19 protein-coding genes and 5 pseudogenes are annotated in these 23,929 nt (G+C 44.7%); all 24 read right to left on the bottom strand.

Translation table 11 applies throughout. The annotated features are described in order from the left end of the window. On the bottom strand, nucleotides 1-271 hold a 271-nt coding region (locus DXA05_RS23510; protein WP_133303904.1), incomplete at its 3' end, for a hypothetical protein. A 95-nt stretch (nucleotides 272-366) separates the two neighbouring features. Then, nucleotides 367-624, bottom strand: coding sequence for a hypothetical protein (locus tag DXA05_RS23505; RefSeq protein WP_004320203.1), 258 nt, complete (start codon nucleotides 622-624; stop codon nucleotides 367-369). Nucleotides 625-728: 104 nt separating this feature from the next. After that, nucleotides 729-2,531, bottom strand: coding sequence for an Ig-like domain-containing protein (locus DXA05_RS28090; RefSeq protein ID WP_004320206.1), 1,803 nt, complete (start codon nucleotides 2,529-2,531; stop codon nucleotides 729-731). A gap of 39 nt (nucleotides 2,532-2,570) precedes the next feature. Continuing rightward, nucleotides 2,571-2,876 carry a hypothetical protein gene (locus DXA05_RS23495; protein WP_128859691.1) on the bottom strand — a complete coding sequence of 102 codons (306 nt, stop codon included), beginning with the start codon at nucleotides 2,874-2,876 and terminating at the stop codon, nucleotides 2,571-2,573. 46 nt (nucleotides 2,877-2,922) lie between these two features. Next, a complete protein-coding gene (locus DXA05_RS23490; protein ID WP_004320211.1) occupies nucleotides 2,923-3,303 on the bottom strand; it encodes a hypothetical protein in 381 nt (126 codons plus the stop codon). Nucleotides 3,304-3,431: 128 nt separating this feature from the next. Then, a complete protein-coding gene (locus tag DXA05_RS23485) occupies nucleotides 3,432-4,439 on the bottom strand; it encodes a CHAT domain-containing protein (protein WP_128859690.1) in 1,008 nt (335 codons plus the stop codon). Then, a complete protein-coding gene (locus DXA05_RS23480; protein ID WP_128859689.1) occupies nucleotides 4,403-6,073 on the bottom strand; it encodes a tetratricopeptide repeat protein in 1,671 nt (556 codons plus the stop codon). The genes DXA05_RS23485 and DXA05_RS23480 overlap by 37 nt, the downstream gene beginning before the upstream one ends. A 59-nt stretch (nucleotides 6,074-6,132) precedes the next feature. Further along, complete coding sequence (locus DXA05_RS23475; protein WP_128859688.1) at nucleotides 6,133-6,594, bottom strand: hypothetical protein; 462 nt, start codon at nucleotides 6,592-6,594, stop codon at nucleotides 6,133-6,135. Further along, nucleotides 6,587-7,111, bottom strand: a complete 525-nt coding sequence (locus tag DXA05_RS23470; protein ID WP_004320215.1) for a hypothetical protein — start codon at nucleotides 7,109-7,111, stop codon at nucleotides 6,587-6,589. Before DXA05_RS23470 ends, DXA05_RS23475 begins: the two co-directional genes overlap by 8 nt. Nucleotides 7,112-7,123: 12 nt before the next feature. Then, nucleotides 7,124-7,786: a sigma-70 family RNA polymerase sigma factor gene (locus DXA05_RS23465; RefSeq protein ID WP_004320217.1), complete on the bottom strand. Its 663-nt coding sequence runs from the start codon at nucleotides 7,784-7,786 to the stop codon at nucleotides 7,124-7,126. Then, complete coding sequence (locus tag DXA05_RS23460) at nucleotides 7,786-8,676, bottom strand: caspase family protein (RefSeq protein ID WP_072066896.1); 891 nt, start codon at nucleotides 8,674-8,676, stop codon at nucleotides 7,786-7,788. Before DXA05_RS23460 ends, DXA05_RS23465 begins: the two co-directional genes overlap by 1 nt. 65 nt (nucleotides 8,677-8,741) lie before the next feature. Then, complete coding sequence (locus DXA05_RS23455) at nucleotides 8,742-9,692, bottom strand: hypothetical protein (protein WP_044917893.1); 951 nt, start codon at nucleotides 9,690-9,692, stop codon at nucleotides 8,742-8,744. A gap of 317 nt (nucleotides 9,693-10,009) precedes the next feature. Then, a complete protein-coding gene (locus DXA05_RS23450) occupies nucleotides 10,010-10,819 on the bottom strand; it encodes a glycoside hydrolase family 25 protein (RefSeq protein ID WP_004320223.1) in 810 nt (269 codons plus the stop codon). A gap of 686 nt (nucleotides 10,820-11,505) precedes the next feature. Beyond that, on the bottom strand, nucleotides 11,506-12,009 hold the full coding sequence (locus DXA05_RS23440; protein WP_004320232.1) for a phosphatidylglycerophosphatase A: 504 nt from the start codon (nucleotides 12,007-12,009) through the stop codon (nucleotides 11,506-11,508). A gap of 67 nt (nucleotides 12,010-12,076) precedes the next feature. After that, a pseudogene (locus DXA05_RS23435) lies at nucleotides 12,077-13,831 on the bottom strand (cation-translocating P-type ATPase); the annotation flags it as partial. 1,376 nt (nucleotides 13,832-15,207) lie between these two features. Continuing rightward, nucleotides 15,208-17,392, bottom strand: a pseudogene (locus DXA05_RS23425) (type IV secretory system conjugative DNA transfer family protein). 81 nt (nucleotides 17,393-17,473) lie between these two features. Next, nucleotides 17,474-18,382 (bottom strand): fimbrillin family protein, encoded by a 909-nt coding sequence (locus DXA05_RS23420; protein WP_004320238.1) that lies wholly within the window; start codon nucleotides 18,380-18,382, stop codon nucleotides 17,474-17,476. Between the two features lie 66 nt (nucleotides 18,383-18,448). Next, a pseudogene (locus tag DXA05_RS23415) lies at nucleotides 18,449-19,101 on the bottom strand (DUF1566 domain-containing protein). An 8-nt stretch (nucleotides 19,102-19,109) separates the two neighbouring features. Next, complete coding sequence (locus tag DXA05_RS23410) at nucleotides 19,110-19,583, bottom strand: hypothetical protein (protein WP_128859686.1); 474 nt, start codon at nucleotides 19,581-19,583, stop codon at nucleotides 19,110-19,112. A 103-nt stretch (nucleotides 19,584-19,686) separates the two neighbouring features. Continuing rightward, nucleotides 19,687-20,531, bottom strand: a pseudogene (gene traN, locus DXA05_RS23405) (conjugative transposon protein TraN). A gap of 70 nt (nucleotides 20,532-20,601) precedes the next feature. Continuing rightward, on the bottom strand, nucleotides 20,602-21,735 hold the full coding sequence (gene traM / locus DXA05_RS23400; protein WP_072066892.1) for a conjugative transposon protein TraM: 1,134 nt from the start codon (nucleotides 21,733-21,735) through the stop codon (nucleotides 20,602-20,604). Next, the gene (locus DXA05_RS23395) at nucleotides 21,719-22,138 is read right to left on the bottom strand and encodes a hypothetical protein (RefSeq protein WP_128859685.1); all 420 of its coding nucleotides are present in this window, start codon (nucleotides 22,136-22,138) and stop codon (nucleotides 21,719-21,721) included. Before DXA05_RS23395 ends, traM begins: the two co-directional genes overlap by 17 nt. A 12-nt stretch (nucleotides 22,139-22,150) precedes the next feature. Continuing rightward, nucleotides 22,151-22,765, bottom strand: coding sequence for a conjugative transposon protein TraK (traK, locus tag DXA05_RS23390; protein WP_004320244.1), 615 nt, complete (start codon nucleotides 22,763-22,765; stop codon nucleotides 22,151-22,153). A 58-nt stretch (nucleotides 22,766-22,823) separates the two neighbouring features. Further along, nucleotides 22,824-23,834 (bottom strand): annotated as a pseudogene (locus tag DXA05_RS23385) (hypothetical protein); the annotation flags it as partial. Nucleotides 23,835-23,929 lie beyond the last annotated feature (95 nt).

Below are 23,929 nucleotides of genomic sequence, written 5' to 3'. Positions count from 1 at the left end.
GGCAGACCCACGTCTGAGACTGTCCATTGGCATAGACAACTGAAATTTTATCTCCTCTCTTCCAATACCATCTCCATGGGGTTGTAGGCCCAAGATAGAAGCCTCCGTTAGGTGTCATTGTCTTAGTTTCAGAGTTATTCCTGTCCGTAGAGGCTGCGACAATCTGTATATTGAATGTTGCACCTGTTTGATTATTCGCAACAAAATAGATATGTCCATCGTTACCTTGCTGGAAGCCCCCAACCATCTGTGCGCTCGCTATTAAGCACATAAACATCATTGATAGCATAATTCCAAAATGTTTCATTTCTATATACGCTTGATTTGTGACGCGCCCAACTTCTAAAATTAGGTGATAATATTTACTCAATACTTGTCAATATGAGAACGCTTGGAATGACCACACTTACATGTCGTAGGGTCGGCACCGCTCTTCGCTCTAAAATACGGGCATTTGTTGGGACCGCAATAATGACAGTGTCCGTCATCATTCCCTGCTACATGCACAGTGACATCCGATGTAACAGGCGCAACTTCAGCATTGGTAGTTTTCGCATTTATGTAAAGTGCATTGGCACCTACTAAAGCGATGAGAGCAAATGCAACTGCAAAAATCTTCTTCATTGTCTTATACCCTAATACGTCATCGGGCGCAACTTCTAAGTTTGTTATTATTGTTCCTTTGTCTGTTTATGAAGGGTAGTTAGGCATAGTAACCCCTTGGAGCATTATTTTATCAGGATTTTCTTGCTTTGACTGCCTATCTTGATAATATACAACCCTCTGGACAGGTTCTCGATGCGGTTGGTCTTTCCAGAATAGACTTTGGTTCCATTGTCTTTGTACACCGTAATGTATGACGCTTCATCCAGCCAAACGGTTCCGTCCTCTATATGAATAACAGGCGATTCGGCTATTGTCTCAGAAAGACCTGTGACATCTTCTATCTTGGCCGTCATGCTGTAATACAATGCCTCCAACTGTCCATTTTTCCATTTCTCCTCATCTTCCACCCATGAAAAGGCTGCTACATAGAAGTCCCCTACAGTTATCGTTCCGTCTTCATTCATTTTCAGTGTCCATGTGTCTGCCCAATCATCCGTTGTCTCATCAAACACATATATTGCATATAACGGACTGTCATTATCGGTATATTTCAGGATATTGTAGTATGATACATCAATCTTTGCAGTACCATCTCCATTGTCATACAACTTGAATCCTCCGTCATTGTATTCCGTAAGGTCATCACCAAACATGGAAGTGATATAATACGATCCATTCTTCTCAGTAATAGTCATTTCGAATCCATCTTTATACTCCCTCGTGGGATTGTTCTCCACATGACTGGATGCGACCCTATAATTCCCTGACCATACTGTTGTTTCTCCTATGACTTCCTCATTCACGGTTATAGCACAGACAGCGGCAAGATTGTTGGAAGTTGTAGCAATGATGTTGGCTGTGCCGGCACTCTTTGCGGTGACAAGACCAGTGTTGTCCACGGTTGCGACGGTTGTATTGTCGCTCATCCATGTCACGGTTTTATCGACAGCATCAGATGGACTTACCGTGGCTGTCAATTGTAATGTTTCTCCTTCGGTGAGTGAAGCCTTGGATGCGCTGAGCGTTATAGATGTCGGCTTTACATTCTCTTTTACCGATATGTTGCACGTTGCTTGTTTCCCGCTTCCGTCTTTTGCCTTACATGTAATAGTGGCAGTGCCAGCAGATTTTGCAGTGACAAGTCCAGTGGATGACACCGTGGCTACAGACGTGTCATCGGATGTCCAACTAACACTTTTGTTGGTCGCCGAACTTGGGCTAACAGCTGCATTAAGTTGTGTGGTTTCTCCAACATACAGAGAAGCAGAAGTCTTATTCAGTGTTATACTTGTAACATATACCGTTGCAGACTCTACGGAAACCTTGCAAGTAGCATATTTCCCACTGCCATCCGCAGCACGGCATGTAATAGTAGCAGTTCCCGCAGACTTTGCCGACACAAGTCCGTTGTTCACCATAGCCACAGATGTATTGTTGCTTGACCAGTTTACATTCTTGTTCGTTGCATTTGTAGGATAGACAGAGGCTGACAGTTGGTAGGTATTTCCTTCTTTCATACTGATGGACGATTGGCTCAGTGTTACACTTGTCACACTGACACTTGTCGATTTTACGGTGATCGTATAGTAAAAGTCCATAGTGCGATAGAAGCCATCAATGAAATAGCTACATTTAAAATATACTTTGCACGAAGATGTTGCCTTGATTCCCTTGACAGTGGCATTATAGCGAGTGGAACTGGTCACGGTGGCATACGAATTGTTCTCGGAATACCACTGATAGGTAACACCCGTTGACTGCATAAGTGTACGTTTGTAAGTGTCAGCCAACGCTATGGTTACGGTACTTCCTTCATAGACTGATGCTTCTCCGGCTTTTGCCGAAGCATTCGCCTTTTGAACTGTTGCAAATGCGAACAGAACCATTAGAATCATGGTCTGCAGATGTGTAGTAAATGTTTTCATTGTTGTTGTATTTGATGGTTTGTTTTATCTGTGGTGTTATTATTTTGCTCTCTTCAGCGCATACTCTGCCTTTCTCATATAGTCCTGAGCACGTTCTCGGGCATTCTTTGCTTTTCGTGCGTAATCTTCTGCCTTGTCCGTGGCATTCTTTGCCCGTTGCTGATATGTCTTCACACTATCGTAGTTCTTCCGCTTCGAGTAGTATTCAGCCTCTCTGAGATAACCTTGTGCTTGTCGGTTATAGTAATCGACTTCTTGCTCATAGCCCAATGCCTGCTTCGTGTAGTATTCCGCCTCACGCTGATATGATTGGGCTTGCTTGATATAGTAGTCATTTTGCGCCATAAGGGCAGAAAGCCGAGCGTTATGATTATAATTGAGATTAACTTTTTCATGTCCTTTTCAGTTTGTTGAGTAAATAGGTCGAGGCGAAATCCAAGGCATTGATGATATGAGGGACAATCGTATCTGCCGATTCATCTGATGTCGTTTTGTGGTCATAATCCAATGAAACACTGCCACAGTCCAGTTTGACTGCTTTGATAAATTTCACGTTCCTGTTTGTCTCATTGATAGCATCCGACAATAATTCAGTGTTGTACTCGTTTGCCTTTACTAAATGAGGGACACAGAAACGTATCATATCCTCATTTCTCCCAGTCATATAAAAGAAATGCCTGTCGTGGTAGATAAAATGCCAACCCATTGACGGCAACATTTCCACATGCCCACATTTCTTCCTAATTTCATTCACTATTTCTTCTTGTCTCATATTCAATTATATTTGTTATACTCTTTATGGTATATGAGCGTGATTAGTAACCATATCTATCAATAAAAAAAACTGCACCAAATCAAACTTGTTGAATGGTGCAGTTTCTAACTCGTGTGTTGTATGTCTCAATCCAGCATCACAAATGCCGCCCAATAGTATGGGTCGGGATATTTCTCCCGAATGATGGACTTTGCGTTTTCAAATGCCTTACGTTTGTTCCACTTGCATTGTTTGGATGCCAGTTGCTCATAGAATGCAGTCATAAACTCTGTAGCCACCTTGTCGCTGACACTCCATAGAGCCATGACCATAGTGCCAACACCGGCTTTCTTGAAGGCACGCTGCAAGCCGTAAAGACCTTCGGAAGTAGCCTTGCCTTGTCCCGACTGACAAGCTGAGAGCACAACCATCTCCGTGCCACTTAGGTCGAGGCGAGCGATGTTGTTGGCTGTAAGAATACCGCCTAACACTCCATCAGGCAATTCCTTGCCTCTCCATGCCGCATTGCCTCCTGATAGTACAATGCCAGAGAGCATCATGGCATCAGAATAACCTTTCAGATAATCTACATGAGCGGCACGTTCAGGAGTATAATAAAATCCGTGAGTGGCTATCTGCAACAACTGAGGAGCATTTCCGTGCATACTGAGGAACGACTCCTCAGTTCCCTCCATTCCCATTCGGGGTGTTACCTGCCACTTGCTGGCTTTCAGCAGAGACTCAATCTGCATAATCTCCTGCTTGGAGCCAGGAAGTTCACAGAAGACAGAATCCCCACGAACCATGTCGCCACGCATCACCAACAAATCTGTCAAGTCATATTTCTTCGCCTCCTCAATCATTGCTGTCGGTTGAATGTCATATTGCAGTCCACCATATAACACCGCAGAATGCGGTGCAAATGCCAAGACTGGCGACTGTGCCTTTACCAGTTCCCTTGCGGAAGACAACCTTACGAAGTTGTAATGGTTTCCCAATAACGAACCGTCAGCCAGAGGCAATGACTCTAATGACACTTGGAACAGCAGTTGTGATGGAACATAATAAACAGTCGAACCTTCAGCTATGTATGCTCTTAATGGCTCCCATAACAGTTTCAGTACCTCTGGGGCATAGTCCTGATTATAATACATATCAGGTCGGGTGATGCCCAACGAATCAATCTGTCTTTCGGCGACAGGTATTTCACCAATGGGTATTCATCGCTCTTGTTGATGATATAGGCTGCATATTTGCGCCCCATGGTCTCTGAAACGTAATCAGTAAAGTCCAAAAGGACTTCATTGGGCTTCAGAGCACTCTTAACTGTCGCATAGTCTATATCCATGAAACGTGTGATATTGTCGAAACTGCGGCATCTTTCGGTCAGACGTGCCGCCAATTGATCAGCCCGTTGTGACATACTTAATATGCTATCGGCATAATGTGCTTGTTCCTTCTCCCACTCCTTTATTTGGTTCTTCATCAAGGTAAGCAGCATATAGTCCTTCATATCATCATCAGTACCTTCTTTCTTTACCACGTCAAACAACGAGCGTTCAGACTCCAGCAGAAAAGACTTCGACATGACAAGCGCATCGTAGCAGCTTGCGGTAAACTCATCCTGGTATCTGTTGGCTTCAATGGCGTATGGTGTCATCATCGTAAACAGTGAAGACACTGGCGACCACAAACTCTCACGTTCCTCGACACTCATCATCGGAATACGCTCCTTCATCAACTCTTTCAACCTGAAAGCGGCATCCGTATAGTGTGTGCAACCAGCATCAAGATGTTTGGAGAATCCCTCTGCATTGGCGAGCATCATTAGCGCATTGATATACTCCATGCTCTTTTCGCCATAAAGTTGCTTTGTGTAATCCGCATAGAGTTGATAATGCTTTTCAGACTCATCATACATGTCAAGGCGATGTTCCGTTCCTCCCATGGATGCAAGGAGCATTATCCTATTCTCTTCCGTTTGGGGATATTTCGATGCAAGTATTTCATCTGCTTTCTTATAGTCTGCGAGAGCTGCGGAGTATTCTTTGAAGCCATTATGGCAGCGTGCCCGAACCATATACATTTGACATAGTTCCCTTGGCTCTTTCATCCTGCTTTCACTCTTAAAGAGAGAGTCTATACATGCAAAGCAATTCTCCTTGTCTCCTTTCAGTCTGTAGATGTCTGCCACCAGGCTATACGGAAGATAATACGCATCTTCCTCTGGATTCATCTGCTTCTGGTATTCTTCCAACACTTTGCGACCGTATGCGATGGCATCGTCATATTGCCCCGTGGCAATGTATAGATTTCTCAGCTTGTTATATGCCAGATGTTTACTTGCCGCAGGGTCTTTGTTGTCCCCTTCAGCCAGTTCCTTGCCCTTTATATACCACTTCTCGGCTAAATTATACTGACCTTTGGATTTCGCCTCGTCACCTTTTTGATGGTAGTATGCAAATTTCATTTTCACATCTCCTGCCTTTTCCACTAACGAATCCATGGAAGCCGAAGCGGAGCGTATCAGTTTCATGTCACCAGTGGAATTGCCCAGCGACCACAACTCCCTCAACACATCCATCTGCTTGTTCACCTTGCCATTTTGATGTGCCAAGACAAATGCCTGATAGTAAACTCGCTTTGCTTCGTCAAACTTGCAAAGGTGTGCTTTTACCGATGCTATGCCGGAGAGTACATCTACTTCTTCAGACACCCTACCCAAATCCCTGAATCCATTCAAGGCTTCTTCATACGAAGAAAGCGCCTCGTCATAACTCTGTGTCATCGCATATTGCGCTCCCTCAAAATACCATGATAGAGGAATCTTTGTCTCCGCGTATTCTTTTACCTGACCGTCAGAATAGGGAAGTATTTCTGATATGAGTTCCCTTCCACGCTTATATCGGCACGTCCTTTTTCATCACGCTGGATAAATTCGCAAGCATACATATAGCCATTCATAGCATAGAGATGGCCGACGTCTTTTCTTTCTGTATCATTCAACTTACCTTGAAGCAAACTCTTTCCTAAAAGATACCCTTCTTTATACCTGCCAAGCAATTCATAACACTGACATGCCATTGTCTGACTACAAACGTACACTTGCCGCTCGCCTTCGTTGCGTTGCTGCTTGGTATTCTCTCCAACAATAAGAAACAACTCAAGTGCTTCTGCCTTCTTGGCGGCTTTGTTCAGTTCAAATGCCTGATACATTTTAGCAGTCACTTCTTCCTCTGACAGGGTCTGGGCTTCTATCTGCATTGTCATGCAGAAAAACATCAATGCGAATACTATGATTCTATTCATCTGGATTTACTTTCTTCTCGATATTATACTTTATGGTATCGTTGTCCGTACTGTCTGCCGGGGCAGGGCTGAACACTTCATCCCCTCCACGCATCTGCTCCATAGGTGCCCCGTTATAGTTAGGAGATGACTCATAATCAAACATTGGCTTGATGGCAAAGAAACCTACAACAAGCACAGCTGCCACACCAGAAATCCACAGCCATATCTTCTTCTTTGACCGCACTGGCTCTGTTGCTGCAACCTCTGGAGCAGGACAATAACATGCTGCTTGTTTAGTACCTGTAGCACGATAAGCAGCAGTTTTTCGTTCTTGTTCATACTGTCGTTGGAACTGTTTTAGTGCCTTTAGTTTCTCCTCACGACTTCGGATGCAGTCTTTCACGTCCTGTGTAAACTCCAGTTGTTCCTTCTTCTCTTTATCTTGTTCTATCTCACGCAAGAACTCCGTCTTTTCGGCATCATCCATGCGGTTAAGCAGGTAGTTGTCTATTCTGTCTTGAAACTTTTCGTCCATATCTGTAATTCTTTATGAGTTCAACTTTCTCTTATAGATTTCCCTCGCCGATTTTCGCAAAGAGTTCATGCACTTGTTCTTCTTCGTCTTTAAGGCATTGTATGACTCTATTGTCGGCATTTCCTTCAGGATAGTCTCCAGTTTCTTCTCCTCGTAATAGAATTTGGTGAGTATCTGACTGCACCTTGGTGACATGTGTGATATGACATCCGCTATAATGTCAAGCATCAAGTTCTCGCCCGAATCATAGAGCATATCTATATAATCGTTGGGGTCGAAGCCTTCAGCCCTTAGCAACCGTCCTAATTCTGTTTCGGGGTCAGCATATACAGGATGCTCGCGTCCGTATTCTAAATACTTGTTTCGGGCTATGCTCATAAAGTAGGTGAGGATGCTGCCGTTCAGGGGCTTGTTGTCTTTTCCCATCACGATTCCATCCTCCACATAAATTTTTCTTCTTTCTATGTTCTCCCAGAACGCAATAAAGGTGTTCTGTAGAATCTCTGCCGCCGCATTATCGTCAGCGAAGAACACACCCCTATAGTTGTCCCAAAAGTAATCGGAGCAGTATGCGTACAGCTCGTACTGAGTGCGCCGACCTTTGTCTGCTATACCCGCTACAAGTCGTGCTTCGTTCTCTTGTATGGGGGCTCTGAATTGTATTGTTTTTGCCATTACTGTATGATGCCTGTTATTCTAAATCTATCGGTCTCGCCAGTCATTACTGGATATTGAGGTCTGCTGCCCGTATTGGAATTGACAAACATTCTTATTCTTCGAAAGAAATCATCGTTGTCATTTCCTGTGCTTTCCTTTACCTTATTATATATTGCATAGGTAAGTTTACCCACAGCCGGACTTTTCATTTCAATGTTCACTTGGTCGCTTTTGCAAGCACTGATGGTAATCCACCTTTCCTTATTCACCTGGGCATTTGGATTTACATCCGTCTTGCCTTTATCAGTAGAAGCTCCCCAGATAAAGGTTTTGATAGCTTCGAATATGTCTTCCACGCCACGCACCACTTCATCCTCATCACCACGTGTTGCATCACCGCTATGACAAGCATCTATCACCACCAGCATCTTGCCCGAATCTCCAATTTTGTCTCTGATGGCATTCAGATAATAGTTCACTTCGTCATCCGTGAGGTGTTTCTCACCTTTGTCTTTCTCGCATGGCTTTCTGTAGGCATCGTATGGAATCCAGCACTCATCCAGTCCGTCCTTCTCGTCATTATGCACATCTTTCATCTGTTGACCATGCCCTGAGAAATGTACATACACCATATCCCCACGCTTTGACTGCGATGCTAAAGACTTGAAGGCACTCACAATAGCTGCCTTCGTCGCCTGCTGATTCACGAGTTTCTTGACATTACCCGCCTTGAACTTCGCATTTACCAGCATCTCCTCCACATAGGGCACATCCTTATCACCATTTATCTTTCCCCATGTCTTATCCTCATGTTTGCCAATGCCAATGACAATAGCTCGCCGTGTCTGAGCATGTGATGTGGACGACACAACGAGCAGAAGCAAAATGAACAGTATTCGAATAGCCATTAAGTATTACATTTCTTTATAAACTTGATGTAAAAACTCAAAGAAGTAATCCCTGTTCAGATGGTTTATCTAAAGGAAGACGAAAAAAAAGATTCTTCTCCTTTGAGTTCTAACTTCATTAATGGTTTTTCTGTTACAGGAACCAATTTGCCTGTTTTCTTATTGAGTTTACACAAAGACCATTCCAAATGTTCGGGGCTGAAGTAAATCTCATCATATTGTACATTCGGGAATCTTATTTTACATTCTGGTTTCACCTCAATCAATTTTCCATTTACGTCAAACGTATAAAGGTAATGCATGAAAGATAATTCATAATCATTGTTTGAACAAAGATAATATTTTCGATGATTTCTATCTTCCAATTGATATAGTTTAGTTATTAGTGAACAGTCCTCCCCAATGGCTCTGACTTCATACCCTTTGGTGCGTTTTACAAATAAATATGACCACCAAGGATTGTGATTGTATTCATGGCCAAAATTACGCACACCAACTATATGATCTGGACTTTGCATGTTAACTAAGCAGGTGATGTCTGGACTGTAATAAGCAACTAACATCATAAACCACTCCGCATAAGTAAGATCTACACCTGGCCTATGGTTGTCAATATATGCTGCACCATGTCCTAAGTATGATAAAGATTTATAAACCAAGGTGTCAGGATAGAATTTGCATAACCCTTTTCGGTATTTATCTATTTGTAATATACACCTATCAACTGTTGATTTATCTTCTTCACAAAAGACTATTTTTTCATGCTTTAATTCAATCTCTTCAAAAAAAGAAACAAGATTTTTGACACTATCAAAATTAAAATAGGTCATTCTTGTATGAAGAACTTCACCCGTAATCTCCACATCATCTATGTTCCTATTTGTTAGTGCAGATATTTTATCATCATTTAATTCAGTAGAGATAGAGTCTTGTTCAACCAAAGCATCTCCGCCAGTCTTATTGCTTTTACATGCACAAAGTATAAGAATTATCGCAAACATAATGTTCTTTTTCATGCCGTTTTGTTCTTTTCATTTTTGAAATTGTTGGTGTTATTCTCTAATCCTTAAAACCATTCAAGCGTTTGTATTTGGGATTAGCCATCATACACAATGAATGTCTCAAAATCTCAGATAAATATTCAATAACACAAGTTCCATTCTTCCATACAGAAGTCACCAATCGCCCCAAAGAGATATATACATTATACCGCAGCAAAAAAATACTACAGTCCAAAATTCTAACATTTCCATTTGTCATAAGTCTCAGTCTCCACTGCGTTCAAAGTTGATTAGGATGTTTTCGCAATATGAACAAACAATTACATCCAGCTTTATAATTCTATATCAGAAAGCGTGGTTCCATTACAGAATCTGTCAAGATCCACATATCCCTTGACACCATGGATTTCGTCTTTCTCTGTGTATTGCCAAATATTGTGTCTTCCAAAGCTGTTAAGAGTCGGTGGATTCTTCCCATATCTAGCAATAAAGAGGAAATATTTATCAAATTCAGGAGACAATTTTTCCTTGTAAAAACCATATTGACTGTACAGTAGAGGATATTTGCCATACTCTGATTTAACAAGTTGCATGAATTCATTCAACTTACGTTGGAGTTCGTCTCTAGAAATAGAGCTATTTCCTGCTTCTTCAACATCAACCATTGGAATCAAATCCTGCGTGTGTTTGTCTATATGCTTCTTAAAATTGCGGAACTGGTCTTTCGCAGGTTTTCTGCCGATGAAATAATGATAGCTACCTATCTTGAGGCCTTCTTTTCTTGCATCATCCACATAATCATGATACTTATTATCTACTTGCCTCGCACCTTCAGTTGCCTTTATATATACAAATTGTATTTTGGGGTCAGAAGCGACTTTTTCCCAATCTATTTTTCCTTGATACTTAGAGACATCTATACCATTATAGTCGTCTGAAAAAATTGTTGTACGTTCTTTCTGTGGATAAGCAATTTTTATATTATTATAAAGATGCCATATAGCACAAAATATGGTGACACACAATGTACATATAGACAATGGTCGAATACGGTGTAGGAATTTTATATATCTCCTTTTAATGCAATAAAATAACCCTTTATTTTCTTTTTTTCTTGACTTTCTCCGATATTTTTTTGCCATATAAATCAAAAAAGAAGCGACCAGAAATATATAATGTTGTCATACTGAGCATTCAACAATCTCCAGAATGACGTAAACACATTGTAATGAGGGAAGAATGCCACAAGTATAATACAGCAGTTAATTAGTCGAGCAACGTATATAAACAGATATGAAAACAACAAAGGGTGATGATTTATATCGGTTTGATATTTACCAGTTTGATGAATAAAGCAATTTACATGAAAAGACAGGCTTACACCTATTATTATATCAAATATCCACATTCCGTGAAAGTTCATTAGACATCGTACAGATAATAACAGGAAAGTGTATATCGGTAAGCAATATGGAGCCAATGCCATTGGTGGAATCATGTTATTTGATTGTCCGCTCGTATATACTACACCAGAACCTTCTTCTGCATGAAAAGAATGCACCTTACGAAGGAATAGCATTGCCACAACAATATGTGTCAGTTCATGCGTGAAAGTCTCAAGCCATAAGGCATTCTTATTTAGAAATCGTCTCATGAAAGAATACCCAACGAATCCTATAGCAACCCATTGGAACAAGGATAGTTGCTGCCATATCTTAACATGCTTAGGAAAGAATAATATCTGTACTAACTTCCATGCATAAGGTATCGTTAAAACAAGAAGTATTATTAGTATTAATATACCTATATGATATTTATAAGATTTCATTTACAAAAACTGTTTGACAATGAGACAAATTATCAGAGAGTAAAAACCTGCGAGAGCATCATCTAACATTACGCCCCAACCGCCTTTCACATTCTGATCAACCCATCGACATCCTAATGGCTTGAAGATGTCAATGATTCTAAAAGCAACAAATCCCAATATCGCCAATAACCATGTGTTTTCTCCACAAGGAGCAACAAGAGCAGGAATCCAGATACCTATAAATTCATCAATAACTACAGTTCTTGGATCTTCCCCCCAATATTTTTCCATAATATTAGAAGTCCAAGCCCCAACAACAGTTACAGCGATTGTTGTTATCAGTGTAACCCAAAATAAAACATCTACAGGTAAAAACTTGTACCCTGCCCACCATAAAGCAAGTGCAACTAATGCTCCTGCTGTTCCTGGGGCAATCGGGACAAAGCCTGCACCAAATCCTGTTGATAATATAACGTGAAACCATGGTGCATCACCTAATGGATGATTAATGTTATTACTCATTTTCTATTCTATAACCATATTGAAAAAAGAGGCAGAGTTTATAGCTCTGCCTCCTTAACCAGATGAACTATTTCTTAAACAATTGCCAGATTTCTCTTATCCAAAGAACAAGAGATGAGAAACCAATGATAATTAGCAGATCTAACCAACCATTAGGATGCTCTGCATTATGCAGCATTGGCTCAACATTGAAGAACTTAAACATCACTTCAGTAATGAGTAACTGACCGAAGACAATTACACATACGATAGTCCAGAAGCCCTTGCTCCAGAACTTTTTGCTGAACAAATTCAAAAGGACGCTTTCACCTGTTTCAAAAGCACGTGCATTAAACAGATAGAAGAAGTGAGTCCATACAAAGATTGAGAATAGCAACGTTTGTTCGTAATGAGAAACTTCGCCATTGCCTGAGAAATGAATATTCAAAAAGTCAGTCATGCTATTGATGTCAGCGTGCTGGAATATAAGCAAGAAGGCAAACAACAATACAAAGAAGAATATGCCAACACTAAGAATCTCGCCAAGCATAGGCTTGTTGATGATAAATGCACCAAGCTTCCACTGCTCCTTAAAATATGCCCAGTTTCCAATTTTATTTACATGTTCACTTCCGCGCTTACGAGGTTTGTCTTTCATTACATCCTTTGAAGGAGGCAATGATGCCAATGCCATCGCACCGAATGTGTCCATAATGAGGTTGATCCAGAGCATCTGAGTTACGGTCAAAGGAGAATCCTTTCCGACCAATGCACCCACAAAAACAATACAGCAAGCTGTTACGTTCACTGTGAGCTGGAAAAGCAAGAAACGCTGGATATTCTTGTATAGAGAACGCCCCCACATTACAGCCTTGCCAATGCTAGAGAATGAGTTATCGATGATTGTAATATCAGATGCTTCTTTTGCAACAGCAGTTCCTGCACCCATCGACAGACCAACATTTGCCTGATGCAGTGCTGGAGCATCATTTGTACCATCACCGGTAACTGCGACTACTTGATTGCGTGCTTGTAGTGCTTCAACAAGACGTTTTTTTGTCCATTGGACGTGCACGAGCATAATCTTCAAATCAAGTACACACTCTTGCAACTTCTCATCAGAAAGTTCTGCAAGTTCTGTACCTGTTATTATGTTACGATCGGTGTCGGCATCGGCCCATAAGCCAATTTCACGACCAATTTGCTTTGCAGTTCCAGGAGTATCACCAGTTACTATCTTGACCATTATACCAGCATTCATACATTCTTTAACTGCATCAGGAACATCTTCTCTGACAGGATCTTCAATAGCAACTACACCTACGAAGTGCTTGTCTATGGCAAAACCAAGTGTACGATAAGCACTATCTTGATATTTCTGAAGTGATTCCTTCAGAGTGACCTCGTCAATATCGGAAGAATCACACATGCCAAAGACTATCTCAGGAGCACCCTTAGTATATGTAACTTCCCTATTAGTTACTGCTGAAAAAACTGTGGTTGACATGTATTTTCTTTCAGTAGAGAATGGAATTTCATTCTTTGTGTTAGATGCTTCTTTAAGACGACGATAATCATATTTGTTGGTATGCAACCACAAGAGTAATGCGCCTTCCGTAGGATTACCAATAGGTCTTGGTTGGCTTTCTGAGAAATCGAGTGATGCAGTAGAGTTTACAGCAATTCCTTCTGCCAATTCTGGAGTTAATTTCCCAAAAGTACACTCCTTAACCTGCATTTTGTTCTGTGTAAGAGTGCCTGTTTTATCAGTGCAGATAACTGTTGTTGCACCCATAGTCTCACAAGCGTGCATTTTACGAACAAGGTTATTAGTCTTGAGCATAGAATACGTGAGATCGTCCTGTTGTCCGTCCCACGGTCTGAGGCTCTAGCAATTGCCTATTTTGGTTGAACAGACAACGTCAGAGCCCACGCCGATATGAGTAATCGCTCCATTGCATAAAGTAGGCGACAACTCAGCAAAACGCTCAAGCCAGCTTGGCGGTTCCGCTTTCGGTTTGCGCTACTTTTGGGAGACCTATATAAACAATTTTATTGCACCCGAAAAGGTACAATTCGTGCTTACAAGGTCTCCGCAGGAGTGATATAATCACACCCGGGACATCTACCGTTGCTACGTTCAAGACCAAACATTTCTGTGACTTGCTAGATTACAGACCGTCTCAAACACAGCGTCAAGTAAACGCCTTCATTATGTCTGGACTATCTTTCCCACCCAATGCCCGCTTTGTATTGCTTTGTCATCATATGACTCCGCCATACTCAGCACGGCGTAGGCTGCCTCGCTAATGCCATGTAAGAACACGTCTAACTGCGACAGATAGAGCGAAAGGCTAATAGTCCAAGTGCAAAGGTACGCATAATTTTTGAATTAGATGATAACAACCGAAAAGAAATTTTTGTATAAATCTTAAAATCAACACGAATTAACTATAAAAATTACCGTATTCCGAATTTTTGTATAAGAAAAGGTGCTTAATAACATCAAATTTGAGCCACTTAATCCGTCAAAAAGCCATATTGTCAAAAAAAACACTTATTATGCCATCATAAAGTATGTGCACATAAATGGCAAAGTATGTGCACATCTAAGCCCAAGTATCTGCACATACAGACATGTGCCACTCTGATCAATATATAAAGTGAGGACAAAATAAAGAACTATGGAGAGAAGAGCAAATTATACTCTACCAATCGTCTTCTTCGGATAGAAGGTATGGCTTTCCCTTTCCACTTGCAAAACTTCAAATAGAGAGGCAGAATTTGCCTTTCACCTTTCTCCAAACGGATGAGCAAGGTTGACTTTGGATATCTCGTATTGCCCAACAACTTTGCAGGACCTATTTGGTATGAAAGAGCTGCGAGAAGATAGGCATCCTTACCATATCGCGAATATAGACGATAGTGCTGTATAAGGTCACTTCTTAACAGGGAATCCGCCTGTCGGCGAGTCAGTGAATTGCGGAAATGTTCTCCTTGTTGAATCTTGTGACCATATCCGACATGCCCAGGCGTTTTGCTTTGCGTATGCCATCCTCAAAATATTTTGTCGAGGTGACAAGACGTTCAAAAAGTACCCTATCTGGTTGCTGACTGTGACAGGGTACAGGGCAAGTGGATAATATGCTCAACAGAATTATTGTGATAGGTCGTATCATGCTGTTGTTCTTATGTTCATTCTCTTGGTTTTGTTGAATACTACATTGACTTGAATAATTGTATCTCCTTGATCATGGCTTTCACGTCCTCACCAACCTGAACGAAGTTCTTGTAGAGGATGCGTTCTCGCTCTTCCTTCGACTTGAACTTATAGAACTTAGGGAGAGGGACATACTCCGATTCCTCTTTCTTGATTTCCGCCATGTCGAAGTCGGTCTTGCAGTAGAACTTGGAAGTCTTGAACTCCTCGCTTTCCTGAATGTTCATCGAGCCGTTCATGCCGGTCTTGGTGGCTACGAAGTCACGGGCGGTTTGTCCGCAAATCCATCCAGTGGGCATATCGGAGATTTTGCTTGCAGGCACAAGGCTGTCCATATTCTCATTGAGGTTGATGGAGGTCTTGTCACGGTCGATGGTCACTCCCTTTTTGAGCTGCACCACCTTGCCGAAGATGTCACTCGACAGCCATTCGAGGGTTTCCTTGGCACGAGCCGAACCGCTCACCACATTACCTACCGTGGTGATGATTTTCTGCATTCCTACCTTGCCATAGTCGGCTTCCAACTGCGGCAGTTCCTGAAAGCCCAAGGCTACGCTTACCTTGTTGCTTCGGGCTGTGCCTATCAGTCGGTCTATCTTGTGGAAATACAAAGTCGGCAACTCATCGACGATGATGCTCACAGGAACGTTCTTGCCTTGTCCTGTATTCACTCTTGTCACAAGGCGGTTGAGAATCAAGGCATTCAGCGCACCAATGATGCTCTCCATCTCGGGGTCGTTGGCAATGAGCAGATAGCTCGGATTCTTCGGGTCGCTGACCTTCAGGTCGAAGTCATCGCCGTCCTTATGGAATATCCAATAACTCTCCTTGGTGGCAAGGCGGGAGGTATAGACACGCAACGTGCCTATCATTCCCTCCAACTGCTCCATGGCTTTGTTGGCAAAGGCGGTTTGGAACGGACCAAGCAGCGGGGCTACCTCATTGTCAGTCTGCAACACCTCGAAGATGGCTGATAACTCTCATTGAGGAACGACAGAATATGCGGCATATCAGAGTATTTGCCCAACCAATAGGCGGGCTGCACCTCCATGCCAGAATGATCGAACACCCGTCCTGTGGGTATCAGCCGCTTGGTCTTCGGGTCTTCACGTCGTTCGGCTATCAGCATCTTCCCGTCCTTGTCGTAGGCTCTTTGCCATAGTTGCAGAAGAAATAGATGCAGGCGGCAAGGAAGTTGACGGCAGAGGTCTGGAAGAACTGGTCGCTGCCACCGCCGCCTTCCTTCTTTCCCTTTTGCAGGGATTCAAGCAGAGTCTCGGCGGTCTCGCTCGCTGCGGCAAGGTTGTTGATGTACTTCAACTGAATAGGGTTCACACGGCGAGAATACTCCACATCCACAAAGTTTATGATGTTGAACTTCATGCCATTGGGCATCTTACTGTCCTTGGCATTCTTGTTCTTCAAGTAATGATAGTAGAGTTTGGTGGCGAGGGTGGGAAACTTATAGTCGTACACCACCATGGCAAAGCCCTTCTCACTATGCTGCCTGATGAAAGGCTCAATAATCGAAAAAGTCTTACCAGAACCAGGAGTACCCACAACCCATGTGCCTCGGAACGGATTGACGATGTTCACCCATCCCTTGCGGAACTTACCCTTGTAGTAATAGCGCATCGGTATGTTCACGCTGTACTTGTTCTCCTGCAATTCCCTGCATTGCTCGAAGCTCTCGTTCTCGAAGTTGAAGCGGTCTTTCAGCAAGCCCTCCTTCAGGAACTTGGAGATATTGTCGAGGGCAATATGCACCAACACAACACCGACGATGGAAGTGAGCATATAGAGCCAAGTGTTCAAACGGAGAGTATAGAAACGGGGCATTATCGAATGACCGAACAGCCATACGGACAGCACAATCAGCAGTACTCCCGACAGCAGCGGATAAAGCACCTGCCTACGAGCGTCAAACTCCAGATGTTTCTTGTTGCGCGTTCCTACACAGGTGATACATATCAGCAGGAACGTAGCCACCTTGCTATACACGAGGTTGCCGTCATGGTATATCATCCACCGCTTGATGCGCCCGTGGATGTCCGTCACCACGCCGCCCAAGAAGTCCAACTGTTCCGGCTCCAGTGCGTAGGCGAAGAACTCCATCAGGATGGAGACGTAAATCACCGCCCTGAATATCTTGTAAAAACCCTGTAACTCTTTGCTTTCTTCCATTTACTTTACAATGATTTTGGGTGATAATGAGAAAAGGAAGAAGGATGCCACGGTGGACACCCTTCTGTCCTCTTTTGAGTTTTATTCGTAGCCGTTGATGGTCTTCTCAGACTCTACTGTCCACGGAGAGATAGTTGCAGATATGACCTCCAAGGTGTTACGCACAGGCTTCAATGAATAGCTGTAGGAATGACCTGCTTTCCAAGTGTCGTTTGTGAGGAATACAAAGTTCTCCCCATTACTCAGTTGCAATGTCATGTCTGGCATAACCTGTGCAGGAACATAAAGCGTATATTCCATGTGGTCACTTTGTGGGTCGCCGAAATAATAGGTTGTCACCGACTCGTCACTACATTCCACTTTTCCGGTCTTGATGTTGAAAGTGCCGCTGTCAAAATAACCGATGAACGTGAGTAGGCTTCCTGCAAAATCGTTGGTAGTGAAACCGTATTCGGGCGAGGTATAGACCTTGATGATGACACGCACCATCTGATGGGTGAAGTTCAATGTGAGACTCGGATTGGCGTATGATGCCGTTCCACTGGCAAACAGGAAATCATTGACCTTCTGCTCACTCTGTACAGCTGCCTCCGGCACTTGGAACTCTATGAGATCGTTGGTAGGATTTGCCGTATAGGGATAGTAGGCATTGAAGGTGTGGGTGTCTGTGTCCGTGAAAAACACCTTGTTGGCTGACACAAACTGATTGGTGCCGCCGCTTCGGGTGAACTTCATGTTGTTGATCATCCCTGTGGAAGAAATACCAATCATATCATTGAGTTCCCACTGATTGTCAACGGCTCGTGTGGAAACGGTAGGTTGCAGCATCTCCAGATTGGTAAACACCTGAAGCTGCTTGGTTGATGTGCTGTCGGTCACGACCACAGAACCGCCGCCACCAGGCAGGTAAATCTCATTGACGATGTCTTGGTCACAGGACGTGAGGAGCACGGCTCCAAGTCCCAACATTAGAAACAAATTCTTTTTCATGCTTTTTCTTTTTTAATTGTTGTACTTTGATGATGATACGGGTGATTCTCGATGTCTGTATATGGACTAATCCATAATCGTGATGATGGGTCTCGCCTTATGCGGCTGCCACTTGGGAGTCTCCTGTATGGCACCGCTGCCAAGGGAGTAGAGCCATGCCTTGGCGGTCGCCTGTCCTTCTACCTCCGTTGAAGTCCAATACCAACAGTCATCATCCTCATCGGGGATGGGTGTTCCGCCGCATTTCAAGATGTAGGGGTTGATGATGTCCTTGGCATGATAGAGCAGACGCATCTGCGCCACGCTCGGTATATAGCACTCTGACCGTAACGCCACATGTCGAAGACACGTTCTGCCAAGGGCGACTTCACATCGGCCGTGCCATAGAGGGCAAAGGTGTTGGCATTACCATCGTAGGCGGTGAGGTCACAGGATGTGTCCTGCTCTACACCGATGCTGTCGGCAAAGGCTTCGGGAACGATGTCCCACAGATAGACGGCATATCCGTTACCCTCCATTTCTTCCCTCTGGTTGATGTTGAACACCACGGCAATGGCTTGCTTGCCCGATTGCTCATAGGTTTCGTAGGGCATCACCTTGCCGTCAGTGGTCAAGATATGGGTAACCTTCATGGCAGTATCGGGAAAGTCCTGATGCTCGTCACAGGCAGTCAGCAACACCGTTGCCGCAACTGCAAGTATTGATAATAGCTTCTTCATACGCATAGTCATTTTACAGGAAGTTTCACACCCAGGACAATACCCGTTCTAAACAGGTCTTCGCCCTTAATCATCACGTCGGTCTTCACCTGCCAAAACAGTTTCCAACCATGGCGCAAGGTGTAGTTATGTTCATAGCCGAGGTGGATGCCGCCCAAGAACCTGTCGGTATCGCTACCAGCAGATGCTCCGATGCGCATGTTGCCATGGTGGTTGCGTCCTCTCACCACACAGGGTTTATAGGCAAAGCCGAAACCATAACTGCGGTAGTTGTTCCAGAAGCTCTCAGGACACACATGACCGCACGAGGCGCATTCGTCCCACTTGATGTAGCCATTGGCAAAATACTCCCACGCATTGTGGTACTTCGTCTCATGCTCGTAAGACAGCGTCACGTCCAGTCCTCGCTCATACAGGCAGCCGAACCCCAAGGATATGCGGTCGCTATTCTGCTGCGCTATTGCCGGAGTCATGCTTGCCATAAATAGATGGCTATCAGCAATAATGTATGCGCAAGCCTATTGGCTTTCCCTTTGGCCGCCGAACGTTGTTTCTTCATTCTACATTCTTCACTCTTCATTTTCATCATTCTTCCTCCAACAGTATATGGTTAAACGAATCGGCTGACAGCACATCCTCATAGTCGATGCTGAGCGAGATGGTGCGTCCGCTTATCTGCTTCTCCGACAGTTCTATGGTCAGCACCTTGTCGTTGGGGAAGGTCATCTTCTTCACCACAATCACGTTGCGATAACCGTACTTGAAGGTCCTCGCATCGTCCAACACAAGGGCTGGGGTCAACTCCACTATCTGCGCATTGGTAGCCTTGCTCTGCTTTTTGTCCGACAGTTTGATGCGCATCTCGTCAATGTCGAAGCGGATGTTGGTCTTGTTCTCCACGGAGAAGTCGATGAAGAAATATTCGCCCACGCTGTAGATATTGTTCAGACGCATCACCATGCGGTGCATCTTCGTCGCCACATTGCGATACTTGGCAGCCAATGACCATATCTGACGCGCATACTTGGTCATGTCGCAGTGGAGAGGCTCACAGCCGGGTTATTGTAGGCATTGCGCTCCGAGCATTCTATCTCCTTGTCGGTTACAGCCTCCTGCATCCTCGTGGTGTAGAGCAGTGCATACTGCGTGCGGTAGCGTTCCGTCACAATGGTCACTATCGCCAGCACCTCGCCGTCGGCATACACGTTGTCCTTGGGCTTCAGGCGGATGATGTTGTTGATGGGTTGGTCGCCCACCACCTTGTCGGTGGATATATCGACAAAGCGGATGGGTTCGGAGGCGGTGATGACGGTGGTCACTTGGTCGTTGACAGTCAGCTGCTCCATCTCCATGTAGGTAGTCTGCGCCTTGGCTGAAAGCACGCTCAGCGACAACAATGCACAGACGTTAATCTTCTGAATGATATTCATAATTGTTGATATTATTGATGTTTATACTTGATGAGCCACCGTTCCCGATGATTTTGTCATCGGGCAGTGTCTATTTCCTCTTCTCTTTCCCATTGACCAGATACACAAACGTCCCATACTTCAGCTTCACCTTGTTCTTCTTGATAGCCTTGCTGATGGCGTTGCTCGTCTTCTGGTAGGCATTGGTCACGGCTTGCATTCCCCATTGCGAGAAACTGTTGTTCGCTCCACTCTGGTCGATGTTCATGTTGCTCTGCATCGCACCGCTCGCCACATCCTTGGTTGTTTCACGGAACTGGCTACCGGGGACATACAAGCCCTCCAGTCCGTCCGTATCATAGAGCGAAAGCGACACCTTTATCAGCTCGTCATCCACCAAGATAGAGTTGATGCTGCCCTTCACTCGCTGAGAACCGAAACCGCTCATGGTGGCATAGAGATACGACCCTTTCTTCACCATGGTCTCACCAATCTCTATGTCGTCCAACAATCTCAGCCGCACTCTCGATCCGTCCGTAGCTTTCACATCCTCGTCAATGATGGCCTTGATGAGCTTCGGCTCATGCTCGTTCTGCGTCAGGGTGTTGAAATAGTCGGAAGTCACCTTCACCTTCTTCACCACCTCCTGTGCCTTATCCTCCTCATCCAACGCCTTGCTGTCCTCGGCAATCTGACCTTTCACCTCAATCGGCTCCTTGGGAGGTTCAGCCTGTGTGGTGTCCTGTACCATGGGGGCAACAGCAGCCTGTCCTCTCAGCCTCGCTTCGGCGAGTGCCTTGTTGAGTGCTTCGAGTGCTTCCGCTTCTCGCGCCTTGGCATCGGCCACTTCGGCTGCATCGTCCTTCTCTTCTGCCTGACGGACGAGTTCCGCAAGGTCTTCTTCTGTGTACTTGGATTCATACGTTTCTTTCTCTTCTTCGTTGTCACGCTCAATGTTATCCACAGCCGAATAGTCGGCTATGCGACCATACGACTTCGCCATGTTCTCATACTTGCCGCCGATGCCGTCGCCCTTCCTGATCTTTGCACTTGGCAGGTTGGGGTTCAGAAACTCGGTGGTCTGCAGGTTCTTGTCCTGCTTCTTCGCCACCTCCGTATCGAACATGTTAAAGACAAAATAGCCTGTGGCAAGCAATGGGATGTACACGATGGCTGGCAGCATGTACTTCGGCTGACGGAAGTTTATCTTATCTGTTATTTTCATCGCTGTCTGATTTTGATTCGTTTGACTTCTTGTGGATTCCATCACCAACTTGATGTTTCACGGGAGGAAGTGTGCAATGGGCGGCATCCATCACCTGCCGTATGCGCCCTTCCTGCCGCTCAATGGCACTTGTCGCCTCCGTTCGATGACCGTAGTACTGCACCATCCTGTAGATATTGATGCCGAAACAGGTGGCAACAAAGCCAAAGACGACGACGAGAAACAGCGTCTTGTGTGCATTGGCGAAGCCTTGCACCTTAGCCGCCGCACGGTCTATCCTCGTAGTCTTGGCAAACTTGCACCCTGCCGCCACCTCCTTCTCATATCGCTCCTTGTACTTGGGGTCGTTCTTGTCGGGCATCTCTTCGCCCACAAGCATCCGTCTGATTCCTTTCACACTCATACCGCTGCGATATTAGAAGTTTGACTTCGACTTCTGCTCAATGTCCTTGTTGAGCAAGGTTCTCCAGTTCGTGATGAGCAGTCCGTGGGGATTGTTCTCCGTCCTTGGCACACGCTTCACCTGTCCCGCCGTCACCAGTTCACGCATCAGGATGTTGCTCCTTCGCTCAATCCTCTGCCTTCCGTAGTAGGTGAACTCCATCTTCTCCTTGTTGAACTTGATGCTGTCACAATAGATGCTGAACACGGCACTCGTACCCATGATGTTGTTATAAAAGCCCTTCTCCTTCAGCGTATTGTACTGCGCTAAACCAGTTTCATCGACCAGATACATCGCCTTCTCCATCGAATAACGGATATACTTGTCATCGGGAGCAAGCGTGAAGAAGTAATGGTGGAACATCTCGATATGGCTCTTTGCCTCCACATCCAGCGTCTCTTCCATCGTGGTGCGGTTCACCAGTATAGGCACGTTGCCGTCCAGCACATACACCTTCTGCTGTGCATCCGTCACCATGCAGCGTGCCGTCCAGATACTCGACACCGAGATGATGATGCAGCCAATCAGAAAGGCGGTGCAGATAATGCCCACCAGCTTGATTTTGTTTTCTAAGTTCTTGATTACCATAATTTATACTTTTTATTGTTTCAATAGGAGGTGCGGTGTCTCACCGCACACTCACTTGTTATCTCATCACTGTCGCCATGGCTCCCGTAGCCGTCATTTTGGCTTGTTGTGCCACGCCCTCACCGAAGTTTCTCGTTGAGAAGGCAGTGTCGCCCTCTGGTATCATCCATGCCGCAAGGTCGGGCACGAGGTTCAGACATTTCAACGCCACGATGCTCGCCGCCATCAGATAGCCTGCCGAGAAGAACGAGTTTTGCAGATAGGCTGCCATCGTCTGCTCACTGGCTGTTATCACCGTCAGGTTCTCTACCTGTATGCAGAGCACTATGTCAAAGAGCAACAGGACGTAGAAGCCGACGAAGTAGAGCATGGCTCCGTAGAAATGTACTGTCAGATAGCGTATCAGCCATTTCGCCCACGCTCCTTCCCACTTGGGCAGCAATGAAAATGCCCATTGTATCGGACCGAATATTGTGAGCATACCGAGCAATATCTGCTGACAGTATATCGTAGCCCACCAACCGATACGGAACACGATTAGGGCTATCAGCATCACTATCTTGTCGATGCCCACCACAGCCCCTGCCGTCAGTGAGGTGAACCACAGTTTGCTGGCATCCTTCTCCATGTTGGTCACTTCGTCCACGCCCGTCTGCTCCATCGTCGCCTCTATCAGGTTGGGGTCTGACGTGCCCTTATGCGCCACGTCTGCCTGTGCCTGGAGGTCGGTGTACATCGAGTCCCTGACATATACCAACTGCTGTACCTCCTCAAACTTGTCGGAGATTTGCGTCGCCTCTGCCTCATAGAGGTCGTGGGTGTAACTGCCGATGCAGTTCGGGATATAGGATAGGAAGTCTAATACGCACCAGCTACTGCCGCTATTGGTCATGCCTGTGTCAGCAGGTGGGTACCACCAACAGAGGATGATGCTCACCACCAGTGGCTTGAACAGTTTCATCACGTCCAATGGTTCGTTCTTCACCATCATCTTGTAAGCCATACTTGCCGCCACGATGATGGAGAATAGTGCCGCCAATGCCATACACATTTGGAGAATCCACCAGTAACCACCAATTACTCCAGATGTGTAAAACCATAGGAAAACATATCTAACGTAATCTGCCAAATAGCACTGATTTATAGTTAATTATGAATAGAGGC

Source organism: Bacteroides sp. AM54-2NS (assembly GCF_003602935.1).
GTDB lineage: Bacteria > Bacteroidota > Bacteroidia > Bacteroidales > Bacteroidaceae > Bacteroides > Bacteroides xylanisolvens.
This window is presented reverse-complemented; position numbering and strand designations above follow the sequence as displayed.

Excerpts from the sequence above, each read along its gene's own strand:
- DXA05_RS23485 (WP_128859690.1), bottom strand. The coding sequence starts at position 4,439 with ATGTATTATAATCAGGACTATGCCCCAGAGGTACTGAAACTGTTATGG.
- DXA05_RS23455 (WP_044917893.1), bottom strand. The coding sequence starts at position 9,692 with ATGAAAAAGAACATTATGTTTGCGATAATTCTTATACTTTGTGCATGT.
- DXA05_RS23460 (WP_072066896.1), bottom strand. The coding sequence starts at position 8,676 with ATGGCTATTCGAATACTGTTCATTTTGCTTCTGCTCGTTGTGTCGTCC.
- traM (WP_072066892.1), bottom strand. The coding sequence starts at position 21,735 with ATGAAAATAACAGATAAGATAAACTTCCGTCAGCCGAAGTACATGCTG.
- DXA05_RS23480 (WP_128859689.1), bottom strand. The coding sequence starts at position 6,073 with ATGACACAGAGTTATGACGAGGCGCTTTCTTCGTATGAAGAAGCCTTG.
- DXA05_RS23395 (WP_128859685.1), bottom strand. The coding sequence starts at position 22,138 with ATGAGTGTGAAAGGAATCAGACGGATGCTTGTGGGCGAAGAGATGCCC.
- DXA05_RS23490 (WP_004320211.1), bottom strand. The coding sequence starts at position 3,303 with ATGAGACAAGAAGAAATAGTGAATGAAATTAGGAAGAAATGTGGGCAT.
- DXA05_RS23505 (WP_004320203.1), bottom strand. The coding sequence starts at position 624 with ATGAAGAAGATTTTTGCAGTTGCATTTGCTCTCATCGCTTTAGTAGGT.
- DXA05_RS23410 (WP_128859686.1), bottom strand. The coding sequence starts at position 19,583 with ATGGCAAGCATGACTCCGGCAATAGCGCAGCAGAATAGCGACCGCATA.
- DXA05_RS23420 (WP_004320238.1), bottom strand. The coding sequence starts at position 18,382 with ATGAAAAAGAATTTGTTTCTAATGTTGGGACTTGGAGCCGTGCTCCTC.
- DXA05_RS23440 (WP_004320232.1), bottom strand. The coding sequence starts at position 12,009 with ATGAGTAATAACATTAATCATCCATTAGGTGATGCACCATGGTTTCAC.
- DXA05_RS23475 (WP_128859688.1), bottom strand. The coding sequence starts at position 6,594 with ATGAATAGAATCATAGTATTCGCATTGATGTTTTTCTGCATGACAATG.
- DXA05_RS23495 (WP_128859691.1), bottom strand. The coding sequence starts at position 2,876 with ATGGCGCAAAATGACTACTATATCAAGCAAGCCCAATCATATCAGCGT.
- DXA05_RS23470 (WP_004320215.1), bottom strand. The coding sequence starts at position 7,111 with ATGGACGAAAAGTTTCAAGACAGAATAGACAACTACCTGCTTAACCGC.
- DXA05_RS23450 (WP_004320223.1), bottom strand. The coding sequence starts at position 10,819 with ATGGCAAAAAAATATCGGAGAAAGTCAAGAAAAAAAGAAAATAAAGGG.
- DXA05_RS28090 (WP_004320206.1), bottom strand. The coding sequence starts at position 2,531 with ATGAAAACATTTACTACACATCTGCAGACCATGATTCTAATGGTTCTG.
- DXA05_RS23465 (WP_004320217.1), bottom strand. The coding sequence starts at position 7,786 with ATGGCAAAAACAATACAATTCAGAGCCCCCATACAAGAGAACGAAGCA.
- traK (WP_004320244.1), bottom strand. The coding sequence starts at position 22,765 with ATGGTAATCAAGAACTTAGAAAACAAAATCAAGCTGGTGGGCATTATC.